The organism is Gemmatimonadaceae bacterium (genome assembly GCA_020851035.1).
Classification (GTDB): Bacteria; Gemmatimonadota; Gemmatimonadetes; order Gemmatimonadales; family Gemmatimonadaceae; genus JACMLX01.
This window is the reverse complement of the sequence record JADZDM010000021.1, coordinates 172,708-189,471: the sequence shown is the minus strand read 5'-3', so window position 1 is coordinate 189,471 and position 16,764 is coordinate 172,708. Positions and strand designations below refer to the sequence as shown.

Sequence of the window (16,764 nt, the reverse complement as noted above, 5' to 3'; positions counted from 1 at the left end):
CGTCAGGGAGGACAACAGGTCGTCATGGCGGCGTCACCGCCGTTGCAGCATCCCGCTCCGCCGCGTTGCGGCCCGACGCGCCGAACCCGCCGGCGGCGAAGCGGACGTCGGCGATCGCGGTGGCGTACGCCACCCGCGCATTCACTTCGTTGAGCAGCGCATTGGTCAGTGCGTCCTGCGACTGGAGCACCTCGAAGATCGTGGACGAGGCGAGCCGGAACCGCTGCATCTCGTTGTCGAGCGCGTCGCGCGAGAGGCTCACCGCGAGGGTGGCCTCGCGGAGCGCCGCCCGGCGTGTCGTGACACCCTGCGCCGTGACCAGCACCGAGGCCTCGACCTGCCGCGCAATGTCACGCTCCGCGATCTCTGACTGCCGCAGCACGCCCTCGGCCTGCAGCGCGGTGCCGCGCGCCGCCAGGTTGCGCGTCGGGAGCTGGTACTGGATGCCCAGCGAGAGGTTCGGGCGCGCGGACTGTGCGCCGAACGGATCCAGCAGCCGGTTGCCGCCTGGCGCGAGGCCGGCGTAGCCGATGGTGCTCACGAGGTCGAGGCGCGGGCGCAGCGTTCCCGCCGCCGCCTCCGCATCGATGCTCGCGGCCATCCGGCGGCGCTGCGCCGCCGCGACGTCACTGCGCTGCTGCAGCCCGTCGCGCACCAGGGCCGCCAGCGCGGCGCCCGAGAGCGAGTCGTCGGCCGCGGGGAGTGGCGGCAGGTCGGTGGCCGGCGGCGGCGCGAGGATCGCGTCGGTGGCGGGGAACCCGGCCGTGACCACCACCTGGCGCCACGCCTCGAGCTGCGTCTGGCGCGCCGCCAGGCTGGCCACGCGGCGCGTGGCGAGGTTCGCCGTCACCTGCTTGAGGTCTGCGGGCGCGCGCTCGTCGGCGGCGATCAGCACCTCGGTCTCGCGGACATGCTGCCGCGCGCGCGCTTCGGCATCCTCGAGTGCCGCGCGCGTGGCCGCAGCCCCGACGTAGCGCCAGTAGGCCACCACCACCGCGTACACCGTCTGCGCGCGCGTGAAGCTCACCTCGAGCGATTCCGCGGTGAAGCTGACCTCGGCCGCGCGCTCGCCGGCGCGCACCACACGCCCCAGCCGGTCGCGCAGCAGCGGGATGGCCACGCCGAGGCCGAGCGTCGCCGAGCTCGACGCGGCGAGCGGCGTGCCCGCCACGCGCCGCTGCACCAGCCCCACCTGCGGCGTGAGCACGAAGCCTGACCGCAGCCGCCGCGACACGCCCGCACTGTAGTGGTTCGACGACGTGCCAAGGATGCTGGTGCCCACGCTGCCGACGTCGTCGGGCTTCGTGAGGCTCAGCTGGTGATCCTGCACCATCGAGGCGTCGGTGGCCAGCACGTTGTCGAATGGCGCGCCGGCCGCGATCACCGCACCACGCGCAATGTCGGCACGCCAGAGACTCAGGCGGATCGACGGACTGGCGCTGAGTGCGGTCGCGATGACGCGTTCGAGTGTCATCGGCCCGTCGATTGCCGCCTGCGCTGCCGCGCCGCTGGTGCCAAGCGCACCGACGAGCAGCAGTGCCGCGACGCGCCGCGGGACGGTGGTGGCGCGATGCATGTGGCTCATGACACGACCCGCAACCGCTGTGCCGCCGCGTAGGCGTTGCCCAGCGCGTGCAGGCCCATCGGGAGCAGCACCGACCCGCTGGCGGCGCGTGCGGCCCCGAGGAAGAGCCCATCGATGAAGATCAGCGACAACGCGGCCACGCCGTACTGTCCGTGCAGCACCGCGAACGCCGCTGCCGAGAGCACCACCGCGCCCCACACCCCCGCCGCGCCGCGACTGACCTGGTCGAACATCAGGCCGCGAAAGACGAGTTCCTCACCCACGGGTGCCAGCACGACCATCGCCACCACGCGCAGCGACAGCTGCACGGCGGGGGACGAGAGGTCCCATCGATCGATCGTGAGGCCCAGCTGCGTGCGACTCACCCATTCCTCCACCGCGATGAGGATGCAGAACGCCACCGTCCAGATGACCGCCATGCGCGCCGTGGGCAGGCGCAGCGCCAGCGTCTGGCGCAGCGGAAGCCCGCGCACCCGACAGACCACCAGCACGATCGCGATGGCGAGCAGCGGAGCCACGACCTGGAGCATCGTGGCCCGCCCGGGACGGCTCACCAGGTGCCGGATGGCGGCGGGGGATTGCCACCGCCGTCCCAGCCGCCGTCGGTCCCGCCGGCGATCGTCTCGAGATCGGCATCGCAGAGCTCACCGTCGGGCGACGTGTAGTCCGGGAGCACCACGAGGGAATCCACGCTCGGATCACGCTCGATGAAGCGCACGCGGAAGGTCGGCGGGATCACGATCCCGAGCGCATCGTGGATCGCGCTCTTCGGGTCGACCAGCAGTCGCTGCCGGAAATCCCGGTCGGTGGACGCGCGCGCCAGCACGGCTTGCAGCGCACGTGAACGTTCTGGCGATTCGTGCGAATTGGTTTGGCCCACGATCACTCCGGACATGTTTGACGAAGGGTGCCCCCCGTCCCGGTGCAATCGGCATGCCGGCTGATCGCGTCATGCAAGACGTTGCAGCGCATGGAGTTGGTGCGCTCAGGCACCGCCTGCGCCGCGCGCGCCGCGGACGCAGGAGTCCATCGGATAGAGCGCTGGCTCTATTGCGCGGCCGGCACGCCGCTGCCCGCCGGCAGGTGCGTCCACGCCAGGTAGGCCTTCGCGGCCAGCGGCTCGCCGGGGACGTGGATGAGCTTCAGGTGGTTCACGCAGCGGGCGGCGACACTCGGCCAGAGCTCATGTGTCATCGCGATGCGCTCCGCCCCCGGCCATCGCCGCAGCGCATCGCGGTACGCCGCACCCACGATCCGGCGCGCGACGAGGTCGTCGAGGAAGTCGCCATCAGGCAGTGCACCGCGATACTGCGGTGCGCGCGGGAGCGGCAGTTCCAGGCCGAGCCGCGGCCGCACACCATCGACCGAGACGTCGATGTTGAGCACGCCAACGCGCGGCACCCCGCCTTTGCGTGCGCACACCGTGTCGATCTCGGCGCCCACGGCGGCGGCGTCACCGGGCCAGCCGATCCGCCGCAGGTACGGCTCGATGTCCGCATCGGCCATCCGCATGGCGCAGAGGCGGACCGTGTCGGCATGGCGGCCCGCGAACGATCCCACGTACATCACGTCGGCGTGCGGCGGGAGGGCGCCCACCGCACGGGTCACGGCGCGGATGAGCGCCGGGGGTGGTTCGTGACCGAGCAGGTGGGGCAGGGTCTGCAGCAGGGCCGCGCAGCGCACCGCGGGTGCGTCGTCGAGTCGCGCCGCCGCGGTCAGTTCGATGAAGATGCCGGGTAGGGACGACACGGGCGGTGGTGCTGACGGGATCGGCACCGGGACGTCGAACTCGAGCCAGAGCTGCGAGATGATGCGGGAACCCGTCGATGCGTCGCCCCACCAGCGTGCCAGTCCCGGCACGGGAGACTCGTGCTCCTGGAGCACCGGCGTCGTGAGCAGCAGGTCGCGCTGTGGCCGCCGGATGCGCGTGCTCACGTCGACCTGCGCGCTGTGGCGCTCATCGAGGCGCACCTCGAAGTACAGCCAGTTGCTGAGCGCGGCCGGCATCTCGGCGAAGCGCGCCGCGGCCTCGCGGATCGCGGCGGAGGGCGCGAGGATCGCGGGCAGACGCCGTGCCGCGTGCTGCACCGAGGCATCGAGCCCGAAGAACGGGTGTGCGTGAGCCACCGGCGCGCTCATGGGTCGTGCACGGGCTGCGGCGTCGGTGTCGCACGGCGGTGGCGCGGCACCGGCATCACGGCACCCGCGACCAGGCGGCAATCATCGGCGCGAGCAGGATCACCGTGCCGGGTGACCGTGCGCAGGCCGCTCGGAGGCGTGCCGGCAGCGTCTCGAGCGCGAGCTGGGAAGGCGTGGCGATGGCGAAGTGCTCCATCAGTGGCTCCATGACGCGCAGCTGCTCCGCGAGGTAGTCGCATGCGGGCCACGCGGGGCCACAATCGACCGGCGACTCGCAGCGCACCTCGGGCGCCGGCAGTCCGGCGCGCTCCAGCAGTTCGGGCAGGCGCACGCCGATCTCGCGCTGCACCGACGAGCGCACCCGCGCCTCATCCATCCAGGCAACCACCTTCTCGACTTCCGGGACCGGTGGAAAGACGCGGATCGGCACCGCCAGCACCTTCTCGAGGAAGACCACCCGGCCCCCGGGGGCGAGGCGCGGGATGAGGCGGTGCAGCGTCTCGATCGGCGCGCGCAGCTCGCGCAGCACGAAGCGACCGGCCACGGCGTCGAACGGCATGGTGGCATCGCGAGGTTCGATGCCACCGTGCCCGACGCTCACGTTCGTGATGCCCTCGGCACGCAGTCGCGCGGCGCAGCCGGCGGCGTCGGCCTCACTGCGCGCGAAGGCGGTGACGTGGCCGCGCGGCCCGACCAGCATCGCGAGGTGCCGCGCGAGCGAGCCACCGTCCGAGCTCAGGTCCAGCACGCGCATGTCGGGACCGATGCCGGCTTCGCGCAGCAGGCGACGGCTGGCAGGTCCGTAGAGTGCGTCCTGGACATCGCGGCGCGATCCGTCCAGCGCCGCGTGCCCTGCCGGCGTCGTCAGGCTGGTCAGGGTCACCTCCGTGTGAGCGGCATGCCGGCACCGCGTCGACTGATGGCTGCACTGAAGCTGCCGCAACCTGCGCCGTGGTGCCGGTGGCGGCAAGCTGCCGTCGGAAACAGGCGTGTGACATCTGTCGTCCAGGCGGGTGCGGGACGCACGGATCATGTGCCGGTGTCGTGCGACCACGGCGCGGTGCCGCATGGCACACGCCGTGCCATCGACGCCCGCGCTGCAAACGCGCGCGCGTTCCACGCACGTGACACGCACGCCGCACTCAGCGCCTGTGACTGCGCGGACAGCACGGCGCGTGCGTCGTGATCCCCGACGCGATGGTGTCGCGGCACAGTGCGGCGGTCATGGCGGCCCGGTGCACATGAGGGCGTGCAGGTGCCGGTTCGCGCAGTGCTGCCGTATGGTCGCGCACGGCGGGCATCTCAGAACGCGGGAAGAGCGACGTGAATCCTGCCTGCTGAGACGAACACGTCACTTCTTCAGTGCGGTCGCGCTCGCCAGTGAATGGATGTGGCTGTCTGGATATCTGGGCGACGGGCCATTCTGCGCCTTGAAGATGCACTGGCGACTAAGTAGACACTTACGCTCGGCCATGCCCCGGTTCGCACGAATGCCCGGGCAGGCGAACGCAGGGAGACGTAGAAACGGCCTCATCCTTCCGAGACGAAATCACGCGTGCCGTCGTGATAGCTCCGGGGCGGATGACCGCCGCTGTTGTTCTGGTAGCCACGCCGATGTGACCACCTCCACACTGTCCCTCTCTCCCATGGCACGTGTACGTCACCCCCTGATCAGCGTCGTCATTCCGTGTTTCAACGAGGCCGAGGTGATCATGGCCACGTTCGAGAGGCTGATGCACGTGCTCGGGAACAGGCCGGAGTTCACGGTCGAGCTCATCTTCGTCGATGACGGCAGTTGCGACGGCACCACCGAACTGCTGCATGGACTGCATCAGCGGTGCGAGAAGGTGCAGGTCCTCACCTTCGCCAGGAACTTCGGCCACCAGGTCGCGGTCAGCGCGGGACTCGATCATGCGCGCGGCAATGCCGTGGTGCTCATCGACGCCGATCTCCAGGATCCGCCGGAACTCATTCCACGCATGGTGGAACGGTGGATGGCTGGCATCGACGTGGTCTATGGCGTGCGCCAGGAGCGCATGGGCGACTCCCGCTTCAAGCGTGCCACGGCGGCCCTGTTCTACCGCCTCCTCAACCGGATCAGCGAGATCAGCATCCCGGTCGACACCGGTGACTTCCGGCTCATGGACCGCAAGGTGGTGGACATCATCAACCGGATGCCCGAGCGCGACCGGTTCATCCGCGGCATGGTCGCGTGGGCCGGCTTCAGCCAGGAGCCGCTGCCATACGCACGCGAGCCGCGGTTCGCCGGCACCACGAAGTATCCGCTGACGAAGATGCTCACCTTCGCGCTCGACGGGATGTCGAGCTTCTCGACCGGCCCGCTGCGGATCGCCACCTGGTGCGGCTTCGCCGCGGCGCTCATCGCCTTCGGCGGCATGAGCTACGCGATCACGGCGCGCATCTTCACGAATGCCTGGGTTCCCGGCTGGGCGGCGCTGTTCGTCGCCGTGATGTTCCTTGGCGGCATCCAGCTCATCGCCCTCGGCATCATGGGCGAGTACATCGGCCGCATCTTCATGCAGTCGAAGGCGCGCCCCCTCTACGTCGTGCAGGAGCACCTGCGGGCATACGTCGGCGCCGACCAGATCTCGATCACGAGCGGCCCATGAGCGACGCCGCGACGCCGCGGCCGCTCCCGCCCGCGCAGCACGGGGCCCACGCGGCGGCGACGCCGGTGCCGCATGACCCCAATGCCGAGTTGTTCGACCAGTACGCCGACAACTACGACGCCGTGGTCGCGAAGTCGGTTGCGATGGTGGGCGGTGACGTGGCACACTACGCCAGGCGCAAGGCGGACGTGCTGCGGCAGGTGCTCGCGCCGGGACGGCACCGCATCCTCGACTTCGGCTGCGGCGTGGGTGCCCTCTCGTTCTCCCTCTGCACGGTCTACCCGGACGCCGAGGTGACGGGCACCGATACCTCGGCGGACTCGATCGAGCGGGCGGCGGCCACGGCGGCATCCACGGGCCAGCCGCGCGCGCGGTTCGCGCGTGGCACCGAGTCGGCGCTGCCGGCAGGCATCGGCACCTTCGACGCGGCGGTGGCGGCGTGCGTGTTCCACCACATCCCCCCGGCGGCGCGGGCGGGCTGGATGGCGCGGATCTTCGACGCCCTGGACCGCGACGGCATCTTCATGATGTTCGAGCACAACCCGGGCAACCCGCTGACGCTGCGCGCGGTCGATGCCTGTCCGTTCGACGCTGACGCGGTGCTGCTCACGCACCGCGAGACGGTCGGGTTGTTCGAGGCTGCGGGCTTCGTGGACGTCCGGGTCATCCACTACCTGTTCCTGCCACCGGCACTCTACGGGCTCAGGCCCGTCGAACGACTGCTGCGCTGGCTGCCCATCGGTGGCCAGTTCGCGGTGGTCGGACGACACCCGTGACGCTCGGGAACGACCCGGGCAGCGCACCGCGGCAGCGGACCCGCCTGGCGCCGCTGGTCATCCTGGCTGGGCTCGCGCTGATGGCGCCGTTGATGCGCTTCGACGCGAACGACGACCTCCAGATGATGCTCTGGGCCAGCGGCGCAGGCGCGGGTCGTGAGCGCTCGGCGGACCTGATGTACGTCAGTCCGGTGCTCGGCACGGCCATGAACTGGGCGTATGCGTGGGTGCCCGGGATCGAGTGGTACGGCATCTGCCTCGTCGGCGGTGTCCTCGTCGCCGCGCTCGCGATGTGGACGGCCATCCGCACGCTGGTGACGGGCGGTGGCGCTGAGGTCCTCGCGGCGGCCGGCGCCGTGACGATCCTCGCATTCGGTGCGCTCCACCTGCAGTACACGAGGGTCTCGATCCTCCTCGCGTTCGCCGGCGTCGCGCTCGCGGTGTCGCGGGTCCGGCCTGCGGCGGCGCACACGTGGCGAGACCCGCGGCTGCTGGTCGCGCTGGCCATCATCGCGCTGGCGGCGATGTACCGCGTCGACGGCGCCGTGCTGGGTGTCCTGCTCGCGCTGCCGATCCTGTTCGCGCAGGCCATCCGGCACCATGATCGCATGACGGCGATCACCGGCACCGTGCTGGTCGGCGCCGCCCTGCTCGGCGTGGTCGGTGTCCGGACCTACGGAGTGTGGTTCATGCGCAGCACTGCCGAGCGTCGTGCGAGCGCGGAGCAACTCGCACTCATCGCGCCCATGACCGATCTCGGGATGCACCGGCGGGTCTGCGCGCCCCAGGCATGTGCGGACCTGGTGAAGGTGTGGAGCGTGAACGACATCCGGCTCCTCGACCACTTCATGACGGATGACCCCCAGGTCTTCTCGAACGACAACCTGAAGCTGGTGCACCGCCGCCTCTTTCCGTCCGGCGCGACGCTCGCGTCGCGGCTACGGCTGCGGTTCGCCGGTGTCGCGGGCCGTCCTGTCATCCCTGCACAGGGTGTCGTCGGTGCGCCCGCGATGGCTGCCGGCGCGGTTCCCGCCGCACCCGCTGCGGCGTCATCGCCGCCGGCCCCAGTCGCGGTCGGGTCGAAACTGGGCCGGCTGGTGCTGAACGTCGCCTTCCTCGCGCTCTGCCTCGCCTTGGTCCTGGTGGCGGCGATCGTCCGGACGCGCGCCGGCGTCACCGCCCTGGTCCCGGTGTGTGTCGGTGGTGGTATCGTCGCGTTGCTCGCGGTGCTGACCAAGTTTCCACCTGCGCGGGTGTACGAGCCGGTCTGGCTGGCGACCGCGGTGTCCACCGTCCTCGTCGTGGTGCTGCTGCAGCCGTCGCGGCGCGCCGTCACGGGTGCCACGCTCGCGCTGGCGCTCGCGTCCGCGTGCACGCTGCTCGATGCCGCGCTCGGTGCGCCGCGGCACTGGCGTCAGCGCCGTGCGGCGACCGCCACACTTGGTGCACTGGCGCCCGAACTGCTCGTGACGTCGCTGTCGTCGGCCCCTGCCCAGGACTGGTGGTCGCCGATCGGCGGCAACTCGACACTGAATCGCCACGACTGGCTCATCCTGGGTTGGAGCTCGAACCTCGCCGGCAACCGGCGGGCGGCCGCCCGTGCCGGCCTGGATCGCCCGCTGATCGCGGCCGCCTGCGGCGAGCGGGCCTCGTTCATCGGTGACACGGCCGACGCCCGCAGCATCGTGCGCTTTGCCGAGGAGCATGGCGCCCGGCACTGCGAGATGGTCGTCGTGGACAGCGTGCCGAGGGCCGACAGGGCGGACTACCCCTGGTTTGTGTGGAAGGGTCGCGCGGTGCCGTAGGGGCGGCGGGCGGCGGAGACGTCCGTTATCCGTCGCGTGTCCCCCGTGGTGCGCACATCCGAACCACATCCCGTCGCCGGATCAGCGCAGGAATGCCACGCGAGACTCACGTCTGCGCGATGCCCGCGACGCCCGGCAGTGCGCGTGCGCGGGTCACGGCGTGCCGCCCGACCGCACCGGGAGCGTCCGCTGACTCCAATCCTGGTACGAGCCATCGTAGAACCGCGCATCGTACCCGAGGAGCCGCGCCGCGAACCACGTCGCGCTGGCTCGATACCCGACCCAGCAATACGTGACGACGGTATCCGTCGGCCTCGCCCGCGTCGCGTACAACCGGCGCAGGTCGTCCCGGCGCCGCAGCTCCAGCGGCCGCTCGGAGGAGAACAGCGACTGCCACTCCAGCTGCTGCGCGCCAGCCAGGTGCCCCGCGCTTGGCATGCCGCTCCGGTTTCCGGTGCCGTTGTACTCGCCCGTGGTGCGCGTGTCGACCAGCGCCAGCCCGGGCGTGCCCACGCGTGGGCCAAGCCAGTCGGACGTCACGATCAGCGCCGGCCTGGGCGCGACGGTGATGGATCCGCGCGTCGGTGCGGGTGGCTCGCCCGTACTCAGCGCGTATCCCTCCCGCTTCCAGCGCGGCAGCCCGCCATCGAGGTATGCGGCATTGTCGTGGCCGATGCTCGCCAGCGTCAGCAGCAGCCGGGTGGCCATCGGTGCTTCCTCGGCGTACGCGACGACGCGGGTCCGGTCGGAGATACCCAGCCCCTCGAACAGCTGCTTCAGCGAGTCGGCGCTCGGCAACTCGGTGGAGAGCCCGTCGCGCCTGACGACCATCCGCACGTACGCCATTTCGCGCGAGCCGGGGATGCGCTCCCGTCGCACCCCAGCGCTGTCCACGACCTCGATCACCACCACATCCTGATCGGCGAGGTGCTTCGCGAGCCAGGCCGGCGTCGTGACGAACCCAGATGCCGGATCGGTGGCCGGTGCTGCGCGACGCTGGGCGTGGCCGACGGTCATGGACAGCAGCGACCCGGAGGCGAGGATCGCGGTGGCACGGAATGGCAGCATCGTGGAGCCCAGGCGGAGGAAGTGGTGACCTGCCTCAATACTGGACGGCAATCGGCCGGGGCGCGACTGGCTGCTTTGCCGAGATTCGCTATAATCTGGCCATGCCTGCTCCTCTCGCCGTGGCGGTGCTGGTCGTCCCCTCCGTCGTCCCGTTCGATCTCGGGGTGCCGGCCCAGGTGTTCGGCTACCCGCGCCCCGACCTTGGCGTGCAGCGCTACACGTTGACGGTCTGCGCGGACACGCCGGGGCCGATCCCCACGAGCACCGGGTTCTCGATCCTCGTCGAGCACGGACTCCGCGCGCTCCAACGGGCCCACACCATCGTCGTGCCCGGTGTGGATGACCTCGAGACCCCGTTCCCACCGGCTGCGCTGCGCGCCCTGCGTCGCGCGTGGGATCGCGGCACGCGCATCGTCTCCATCTGCTCGGGCGCCTTCGTGCTCGCCGAGGCCGGGCTGCTGGCCGGTCGCCGCGCGACGACGCATTGGATGGACGTACCGGAGTTCCGCCGACGGTTTCCCGGCACCACCTGCGATCCGAACGTGCTCTACGTGGATGACGGCCAGGTGCTCACCTCGGCCGGGATCGCCTCCGGCATCGACCTGTGCCTGCACGTCGTGCGCGCGGACTATGGTGCGGTCGTCGCCAACGCCGTGGCGCGCCGCATGGTCGTCGCACCGCATCGGAGTGGTGGCCAGGCACAGTTTGCGCAGCGGCCGATGGGACCCGAGACGCTGCCGCGCCCGCTCGACGCAACGCGCCGCTGGATGCTGGAACACCTGCACGAGCCGATCACGCTCGAGCAGATGGCGGCGCGCGCAGGGCAGAGCGTGCGGACGTTCTCGAGGCATTTCGCGAGCGAATCCGCGACGTCGCCGGTGCGCTGGTTGCTCACCCAGCGCCTTGCCGCCGCGCGCCAATGGCTCGAGGAGAGTGACGAGCGGATCGAGGACGTGGCCCGCCGGTGCGGGTTCGGCACGGCGATCAACATGCGGGTGCACTTCAGTCGTGCACTGCGCACGAGCCCCGGCGCATACCGGCGTGCCTTCCGGCTCAGGAATTCGGGAGGCGATCGCGCATGCGACAGATGATGGTCCGCGTGCATCGATGGGTCGGACTCGCCGCCGGACTCTACCTCGGCATGCTCGGGCTCTCCGGCGCCGGCGTCGTGCTCGCGCCGTACCTCTTTGCCCTCGAGCGCGGGATTCCCGCCCAGCCGGCTGAGCGCGCCGACGCGGCGTATGTCTCACCCGACACCTGGCTGCAGAAGGCCGAGGCCCGCTTCGGCCGGCTTCCGCCGATAGAGAGCTTCAATGCGCCCCTGGCGACACCGATGCGGATCGGGGCGCCGACGATGCAGTACTCCACGATGCGAGACGGTGAGTTCGCCACCGGTGTGGTGGTGGTCGAGCCCTACACGGGTGCACCGCTCGCGCACTTCATCGCGCAGGACGGATGGTCGCTCGTCCCGCTGACCCTGCACATGGGGTTCTTCCTGCCGTACACCGTCATGTGGAGCGTGCTCGTGCTCCTGGCCTGGGTGCTGTCGGGTCTCGCCGTGTCTGGTGTCGTCGCCTGGTGGCCACGACGGCGCCGCGTGCGCGCGCCCCGGGCGGGGGGCGTCCGTGGCACGGCCGGTCGGGCGCGACACCTGCACGGTGCGCTTGGGGCGTGGACGGCACTCCCGCTCGTCGCGCTGGCGCTGTCCGGACTGCTCATGTCGGACAAGGCACTGGCACGGTCCGTCGCCCTCCGGCTGGGCGCGACCCGGTCGGACATCACGGCGCCAGGCTGCAGCGCGCACACGGTAACGCCCGGCCAGGTGCTCGCGACGGCCCGCTCGGTGTTGCCCGGCACCGAACTCGGCACGCTCGACGTACCGGCGGACTCGATCGGCGTGTATCGCGTGACGCTGCGACGGCGTGGGTCGACGATGCCGGTCCGTGGGGCGGGTGTCGTGACCATCAGCACCTGTGGCACGGTGCTCGGTGTCGTGCGGCCGGAGCGTGCTGCCGCCGGGGATTGGCTGCTGGCCGGGCTGGTCGATGTGCACAGTGGCCGGATCGCAGGCTGGACAGGCGAACTGCTCGTCTTCGTGTCCGGCGTCGCGCTGGTGATGCTCCCGGCGCTCGGGCTCCTGTCCTGGGGAGGGCGGATCCGGGAGCGTCGACTGCGGACGCGCGATCGTGGAGGCCAGCCGTCCGGTTGAAGGAAGGTGGACGTCGTGGTGCGTGGACTCTGGCGCGCGTGCACTGCGTCCGTCGGTGGAGCGTCACGAGCCTCGGCGGACACGGGGGGCAGCAATGAATGCCACCACGCGTGGTGCGCCACTGGACCGACCGGTGTCGCGCTCGATCGCGACGCTGCGCGGCATGGCGACGCGCTCGCGGGTCGACGCCTTGGACCGGCATGCGTGGTCCAGCGGGGTGTGCGTGACCTGCCTGCGCCCAGAACCTGCGTGCTGGCGCGAACGCGCGAACGGATCCGGCGGCGCGAGTCTGGCGTAAGTGAGGGATGCCGAGATCCGCCATGGTTGCCACCCTCCCCGTCACCCTCCTCGCCGCACTCGTCACCGCCGCGTCGGTCGCGGCGCAGGCCGTCAACACCAGCGGAGTCGAGCGCGACGCCGGCCAGCCGCATGCCTGGCGGCTGGCGTACGACAATGACTTCTTCACCGCCACGGACCGGTACTTCACCCAGGGGCTCGTGCTCGAGGTGATCGATCCGCGTCTCGCGCGCCTGCCCATCGCGCGGGCCCTTTTCGCGCCCCGTGGCAGCGTGTCGCGCGTCGGCATAGCCTACGAGGACGACGGGTACACTCCGAGCGACCTGAAGGCGCCAGGCATCCTGCATGGCGACCACCCGTACGTGGGGACCAAGCAGTTTCGCGTGATGCAGCTCGCCACGGACACGCTGCACCGCCGTCGTGTGACATCGGCGCTGACGCTGGGCATCATCGGCCAGGGTGCCGGCGGCGCGGCCATCCAGACCTTCATCCATCGCCACACCGGCAACACCACGCCGCGCGGCTGGGTGCACCAGGTGCGGAACGACGCGATCGTGAACTACGAGGTGGGGATCGAGGAGCAGGTCGCCCGTGCCGGCGATGCCGTGCTCCTGACGACATCGGGGGTGGCCCGGATCGGCACCTTCAACACCGCGGCCACGCTCGCCACCACGCTCATGCTCGGCCGCATCGGCACGCCGTTCAGTGTGGCTCCTGATCGACGCCGACGCGTCTGGGTGTACCTGAAGCCGCAGCTCAACGTGGTCGGGTACGATGCGACGTTGCAGGGTGGGGTGTTCAACCGGTCCAGCCCGTACACCATCCCGGCGCGCGACATCGCGCGGTTCGTCTTCCGGCACCAGGTCGGCGTGGTGTACCGCTCGGGATCGCGATTCATCGAGTACTATCGCACCGACGCCACGCGGGAGTTCCGCGGCGCGCTGGCGCACCGGAGCGGCGGATTCCTCATCGGGGTGCGGCGCGGGGGGTGAGGCACCCCGGTGTGTGCGGCGGCCGACGGTCCCGCCGCCGCGCGCTCCGACGCGGCCGCACTTGTCGGTCGTACTTCACCACCGCGCGCAGCCGGTATGGGCCGTGGACGTCGCCGGCATGCGCCACGCGCGCCGACGTGACTGCGGCCGGCGGCGGCTGTGTAGCGATGAGTCTTTGTAACGATGACTCTGAGTCAGGGAGGTGCAAAGGGGACAGAGTCAGCACCGCAGGTGCCGTCCGGATGACTCTGAGTCACGGGCACAGAAAGGGGACAGAGTCCGGGCACAGAAAGGGGACAGAGTCCGGGCACAGAAAGGGGACAGAGTCCGGGCACAGAAAGGGGACAGAGTCCGAACCGTCGCACGAGGCACGAGAGCGCCATGCCCCGTGGGTACGGTGGCACGGCGCTCTCGTGGCACGGAGGAGCGGGCAAGCCGATCGTGTCGATGTCCGGATGTTGCTGGCGTCGTTTCAATGCGGCCGCGTATCCTGGTCCTTGTGCCGCCAGCGTCGTGGGGGCGGCGGGATCGTGCGACCGAGCACACGCTCCAGGTTGCGCCGGAACTCCTCCCCTCCCAACACGCCGCCGCGCCTGGTGGCGGCACGAATGATCGGACGCGCCCGGTTGCCGTTTGGCGCGGCGCAGATGGCCCGATAGGCGCTCGCGCGCTGCGCGGGTGTATCGCCAAGCCCCAGATACTCTGGGTGGGGCGTGATCAGGTCGTTGGCCTGACCACAGCCGAGGTGCGCGTAGCTGCTCCACTCGTAGTCCGACGGCGCCTTCACCATGCCTGCTGTCACGGGATTGAGCTCGATGTAGCGGCAGCACGCCAGGAAGTACGCAGACGTGTCGACTACGACCGAACTGTACCGTCGTTCCCACAGCGTACCGCTGCGCCTGTGCCGGGTGTTGAAGTAGGGGACGTACAGGCGTCCGAGCAGCTGGATCATGCGTCCCGCCGCAGTGACGCTGGGAGGTGTCACGAGAAAGTGGGTGTGGTTCGACATCACTGCGTAGGCATGAATCGCACACTTCGTGTGGAGGCTCGCGCGACGCACGCATGCCAGGAACCTCGCCGAGTCGTACGGATCGGCGACGATCGGGGCGCGGTCGTGTCCGCGCTGGGTGATGTGCATCGGCAGGCCTGGGACCACTAGGCGCAGGCGGCGCGGCATGGCGGCCTCGAAGAGTGTGCCCCTTGGCGCATCGTGCGACGGCACGCGTTGGCTGGGAGGCGGTGAGACACGCGGCGAAGGTGTTACGGCGATCTCCGTAGCGCACACCATTCACGCCCATCCTGTTCCGAAACTGCGCAAGAATTCGGCGTACCGCCCTCGCACCGCGAAATGACTCAGAGTCACGCACCCCTCCGTGACTCAGACCCCTTTTCGAACTGCGGGATCTGGTCCACCGCCCTACGGGATCGCCGCCTCGCGCTCCGCCGCCGCCGCACTCGCCCCGCCGTACTCCACCACCGCGCGCAGCCGGTACCTGCCCTTGAGCGTCGCCGGCAGCGCCACTCGCGCCGTCATCACGGCGCCCGGCAGCGCCTGCAATGCCGGCAGCGGCAGCGTCGCGAGCACGCTGTCGTCCGCGCGCCGGATCTCGACGCGCCCCTCGCCGCGCAGGTGCCGCTCGCCGGTGTTGCGGAACGTCACCGCCGCCTGCCTCGCGCCGCTGCGCGCCGCATCACTGTGCGCGGCCTCCGACGCCTCCACCTCGACCGCACTCACCTCGCCCAGCGCCCGCGAATCCGACGGCTCGGCATACACCTTCATGCCCGTGCGCACGGTCGCCAGGACCACGCGACCGGTCTCGTCCCGCACACGCTCGACTGTCTCGACCAGCACGAGGCTCCAGCAGGCGGAGTTGACGGGGCCCTCGACGCCGACCTGCACCGCGCGGCTCTCACCACGGGCGAGCGTGAACTCGAGCGGTGCGATGGTGAGCACCGTGGCGCAACTGCCCGGCTGCGTGCCGGCCTCGTAGAAGCGATGCGCGCCATCCGCGGCGCGGTCCCAGTCCTCGGTGCGGATCACCGCCTCCGCACGCGCCGGGCCGGTGTTCCGCACGATCATCACGCCGCTGCGCCGTGCCGCGCTGTCGGGGCGCAGCACGAGCTCCGTGCGATCGAGGCTCACCTGCGCCTGCACCGCGGTCGCGGCCAGCAGCGTCGCGAGCGCGGCGGCCAGGCGAGGGCGGCGGTGCGGTGCGCTGGACGGGATGGCGAGGCTCGGCGGCGCGACGGAAGGCATGCGTCGCACCAGGAGCGAGTCGCGGGCCGCCCGGCAGCGGCGTCGGCGCGTTCCGGCCAGTGTCGCGCAACTCGGTGTGGTGCCGTCGGTTGCCGCGCATGCCGCGGCGCGCGACACGGGCGGTGGCGGTGGCATGCGCCCTGCGCACAGGCGCGGCGGCCGACCGCCTGCCACAGGTCGTCACCTGTTTGCGACACCACCGGTGCGAGGCGCGGGCGCCGTCACGTCGCACCGTCGCATGGAGGCGCCGACCCCGTGCATGTCCTACGGCCGCACCCGCACAGCGCGGAAGTGCGCGACCGTCCCGGCGTCGATCCAGAGTGCAATCGCGCCGCGCCCAGCCGAGCCGGTCTTCACGTCAGTCACGACCAGCGTCGGCTGCCGCTGTCCGTGCACGAAGAGGCGCGCCGTGTCGCCGCGGACCTCGATGCGGATGCGCGTCCATGCGTCCGGCACGAGATCCACGTACGCCTCGTACCGGCTCGGTGTCTCCGCCCGCATCCGGTTCCACGTCCAGTCCGGATGCGAGATGTACTGCACCGCGTGGTTGCGTCGCTCCTGCTCCGGTGCGCGCCCGTTGGTCGGCCGCAGGTAGAACGCGTCATACGTGCGCATGTCCGGCTGCACGCGGAACGCGATGCCGACGAACCCGCGTGCGCCCGCCGGCGCGTTGGGCGCCGGCGCGCCAGCGACCTCTGCCTCGATGGTGCCGTTCATGAAGTCGGTGCCCGTGATCACCGCCAGCCGGTCGACCTGCGACTGCTGCGCGATCGGCAGCGCGGCGAGGTCACGCTCCGTCTCGGCCGAGGTCTGGATGCGCACCGCGCGCTGTCCGCCGTGCACCACGGCCGTCGCGCTCACCCGGTGAAGGGTGAGCCCCTCCGCCGACTCGACGGGCACCCGTCGCACGCCCGCGGCCTGCGCCACAGCGGCCCGAGGGGTGCCGATGATCGCCAGCGACGACAGGAGCACTGCGGCACACCGCCACACCGTGCTCGGATTCCGG

15 protein-coding genes are annotated in these 16,764 nt (G+C 70.9%); 6 read left to right on the top strand and 9 right to left on the bottom strand.

Annotation, left to right across the window (positions count from 1 at the left end; translation table 11 throughout):
- Positions 1–22: 22 nt before the first annotated feature.
- The 5 genes from IT355_13640 to IT355_13620 all read right to left on the bottom strand — a co-directional run bounded on the left by IT355_13640 (position 23) and on the right by IT355_13620 (position 4,607).
- A complete protein-coding gene (locus IT355_13640; protein MCC7054304.1) occupies positions 23–1,585 on the bottom strand; it encodes a TolC family protein in 1,563 nt (520 codons plus the stop codon).
- Entirely contained in the window at positions 1,582–2,139 is a 558-nt protein-coding gene (locus IT355_13635; protein ID MCC7054303.1) for a CPBP family intramembrane metalloprotease, read from the bottom strand. The genes IT355_13640 and IT355_13635 overlap by 4 nt, the downstream gene beginning before the upstream one ends.
- Complete coding sequence (locus IT355_13630; GenBank protein ID MCC7054302.1) at positions 2,136–2,465, bottom strand: NHLP leader peptide family RiPP precursor; 330 nt, start codon at positions 2,463–2,465, stop codon at positions 2,136–2,138. Before IT355_13630 ends, IT355_13635 begins: the two co-directional genes overlap by 4 nt.
- A gap of 167 nt (positions 2,466–2,632) precedes the next feature.
- The gene (locus IT355_13625) at positions 2,633–3,712 is read right to left on the bottom strand and encodes a hypothetical protein (protein MCC7054301.1); all 1,080 of its coding nucleotides are present in this window, start codon (positions 3,710–3,712) and stop codon (positions 2,633–2,635) included.
- 67 nt (positions 3,713–3,779) lie between these two features.
- Complete coding sequence (locus IT355_13620; protein MCC7054300.1) at positions 3,780–4,607, bottom strand: methyltransferase domain-containing protein; 828 nt, start codon at positions 4,605–4,607, stop codon at positions 3,780–3,782.
- A gap of 763 nt (positions 4,608–5,370) precedes the next feature.
- Here IT355_13620 and IT355_13615 point away from each other — a divergent pair.
- From IT355_13615 to IT355_13605, 3 genes are read left to right on the top strand one after another with little or no spacing between them, the layout of a single operon-like run.
- The gene (locus IT355_13615; GenBank protein MCC7054299.1) at positions 5,371–6,354 is read left to right on the top strand and encodes a glycosyltransferase family 2 protein; all 984 of its coding nucleotides are present in this window, start codon (positions 5,371–5,373) and stop codon (positions 6,352–6,354) included.
- Entirely contained in the window at positions 6,351–7,130 is a 780-nt protein-coding gene (locus IT355_13610; protein ID MCC7054298.1) for a class I SAM-dependent methyltransferase, read from the top strand. Before IT355_13615 ends, IT355_13610 begins: the two co-directional genes overlap by 4 nt.
- The gene (locus IT355_13605; GenBank protein ID MCC7054297.1) at positions 7,127–8,935 is read left to right on the top strand and encodes a hypothetical protein; all 1,809 of its coding nucleotides are present in this window, start codon (positions 7,127–7,129) and stop codon (positions 8,933–8,935) included. The genes IT355_13610 and IT355_13605 overlap by 4 nt, the downstream gene beginning before the upstream one ends.
- Positions 8,936–9,088: 153 nt before the next feature.
- On the opposite strand, the gene IT355_13600 is transcribed toward IT355_13605, so the two are convergent.
- Positions 9,089–10,003, bottom strand: coding sequence for a sulfurtransferase (locus tag IT355_13600; protein MCC7054296.1), 915 nt, complete (start codon positions 10,001–10,003; stop codon positions 9,089–9,091).
- A gap of 101 nt (positions 10,004–10,104) precedes the next feature.
- On the opposite strand from IT355_13600, the gene IT355_13595 reads away from it, so the two are divergent.
- The 3 genes from IT355_13595 (at position 10,105) to IT355_13585 (ending at position 13,501) form a co-directional block, all read left to right on the top strand.
- Positions 10,105–11,094, top strand: coding sequence for a helix-turn-helix domain-containing protein (locus IT355_13595; protein MCC7054295.1), 990 nt, complete (start codon positions 10,105–10,107; stop codon positions 11,092–11,094).
- The gene (locus IT355_13590) at positions 11,082–12,212 is read left to right on the top strand and encodes a PepSY domain-containing protein (protein ID MCC7054294.1); all 1,131 of its coding nucleotides are present in this window, start codon (positions 11,082–11,084) and stop codon (positions 12,210–12,212) included. The genes IT355_13595 and IT355_13590 overlap by 13 nt, the downstream gene beginning before the upstream one ends.
- Positions 12,213–12,532: 320 nt before the next feature.
- Complete coding sequence (locus tag IT355_13585; protein MCC7054293.1) at positions 12,533–13,501, top strand: lipid A deacylase LpxR family protein; 969 nt, start codon at positions 12,533–12,535, stop codon at positions 13,499–13,501.
- Positions 13,502–13,973: 472 nt separating this feature from the next.
- Here IT355_13585 and IT355_13580 read toward each other — a convergent pair whose 3' ends face one another.
- The 3 genes from IT355_13580 to IT355_13570 all read right to left on the bottom strand — a co-directional run bounded on the left by IT355_13580 (position 13,974) and on the right by IT355_13570 (position 16,730).
- Positions 13,974–14,678, bottom strand: a complete 705-nt coding sequence (locus tag IT355_13580) for a transposase (GenBank protein MCC7054292.1) — start codon at positions 14,676–14,678, stop codon at positions 13,974–13,976.
- 240 nt (positions 14,679–14,918) lie between these two features.
- Positions 14,919–15,758 carry a hypothetical protein gene (locus IT355_13575; protein ID MCC7054291.1) on the bottom strand — a complete coding sequence of 280 codons (840 nt, stop codon included), beginning with the start codon at positions 15,756–15,758 and terminating at the stop codon, positions 14,919–14,921.
- 264 nt (positions 15,759–16,022) lie between these two features.
- Positions 16,023–16,730, bottom strand: coding sequence for a hypothetical protein (locus IT355_13570; GenBank protein MCC7054290.1), 708 nt, complete (start codon positions 16,728–16,730; stop codon positions 16,023–16,025).
- Between the last annotated feature and the right edge of the window lie 34 nt (positions 16,731–16,764).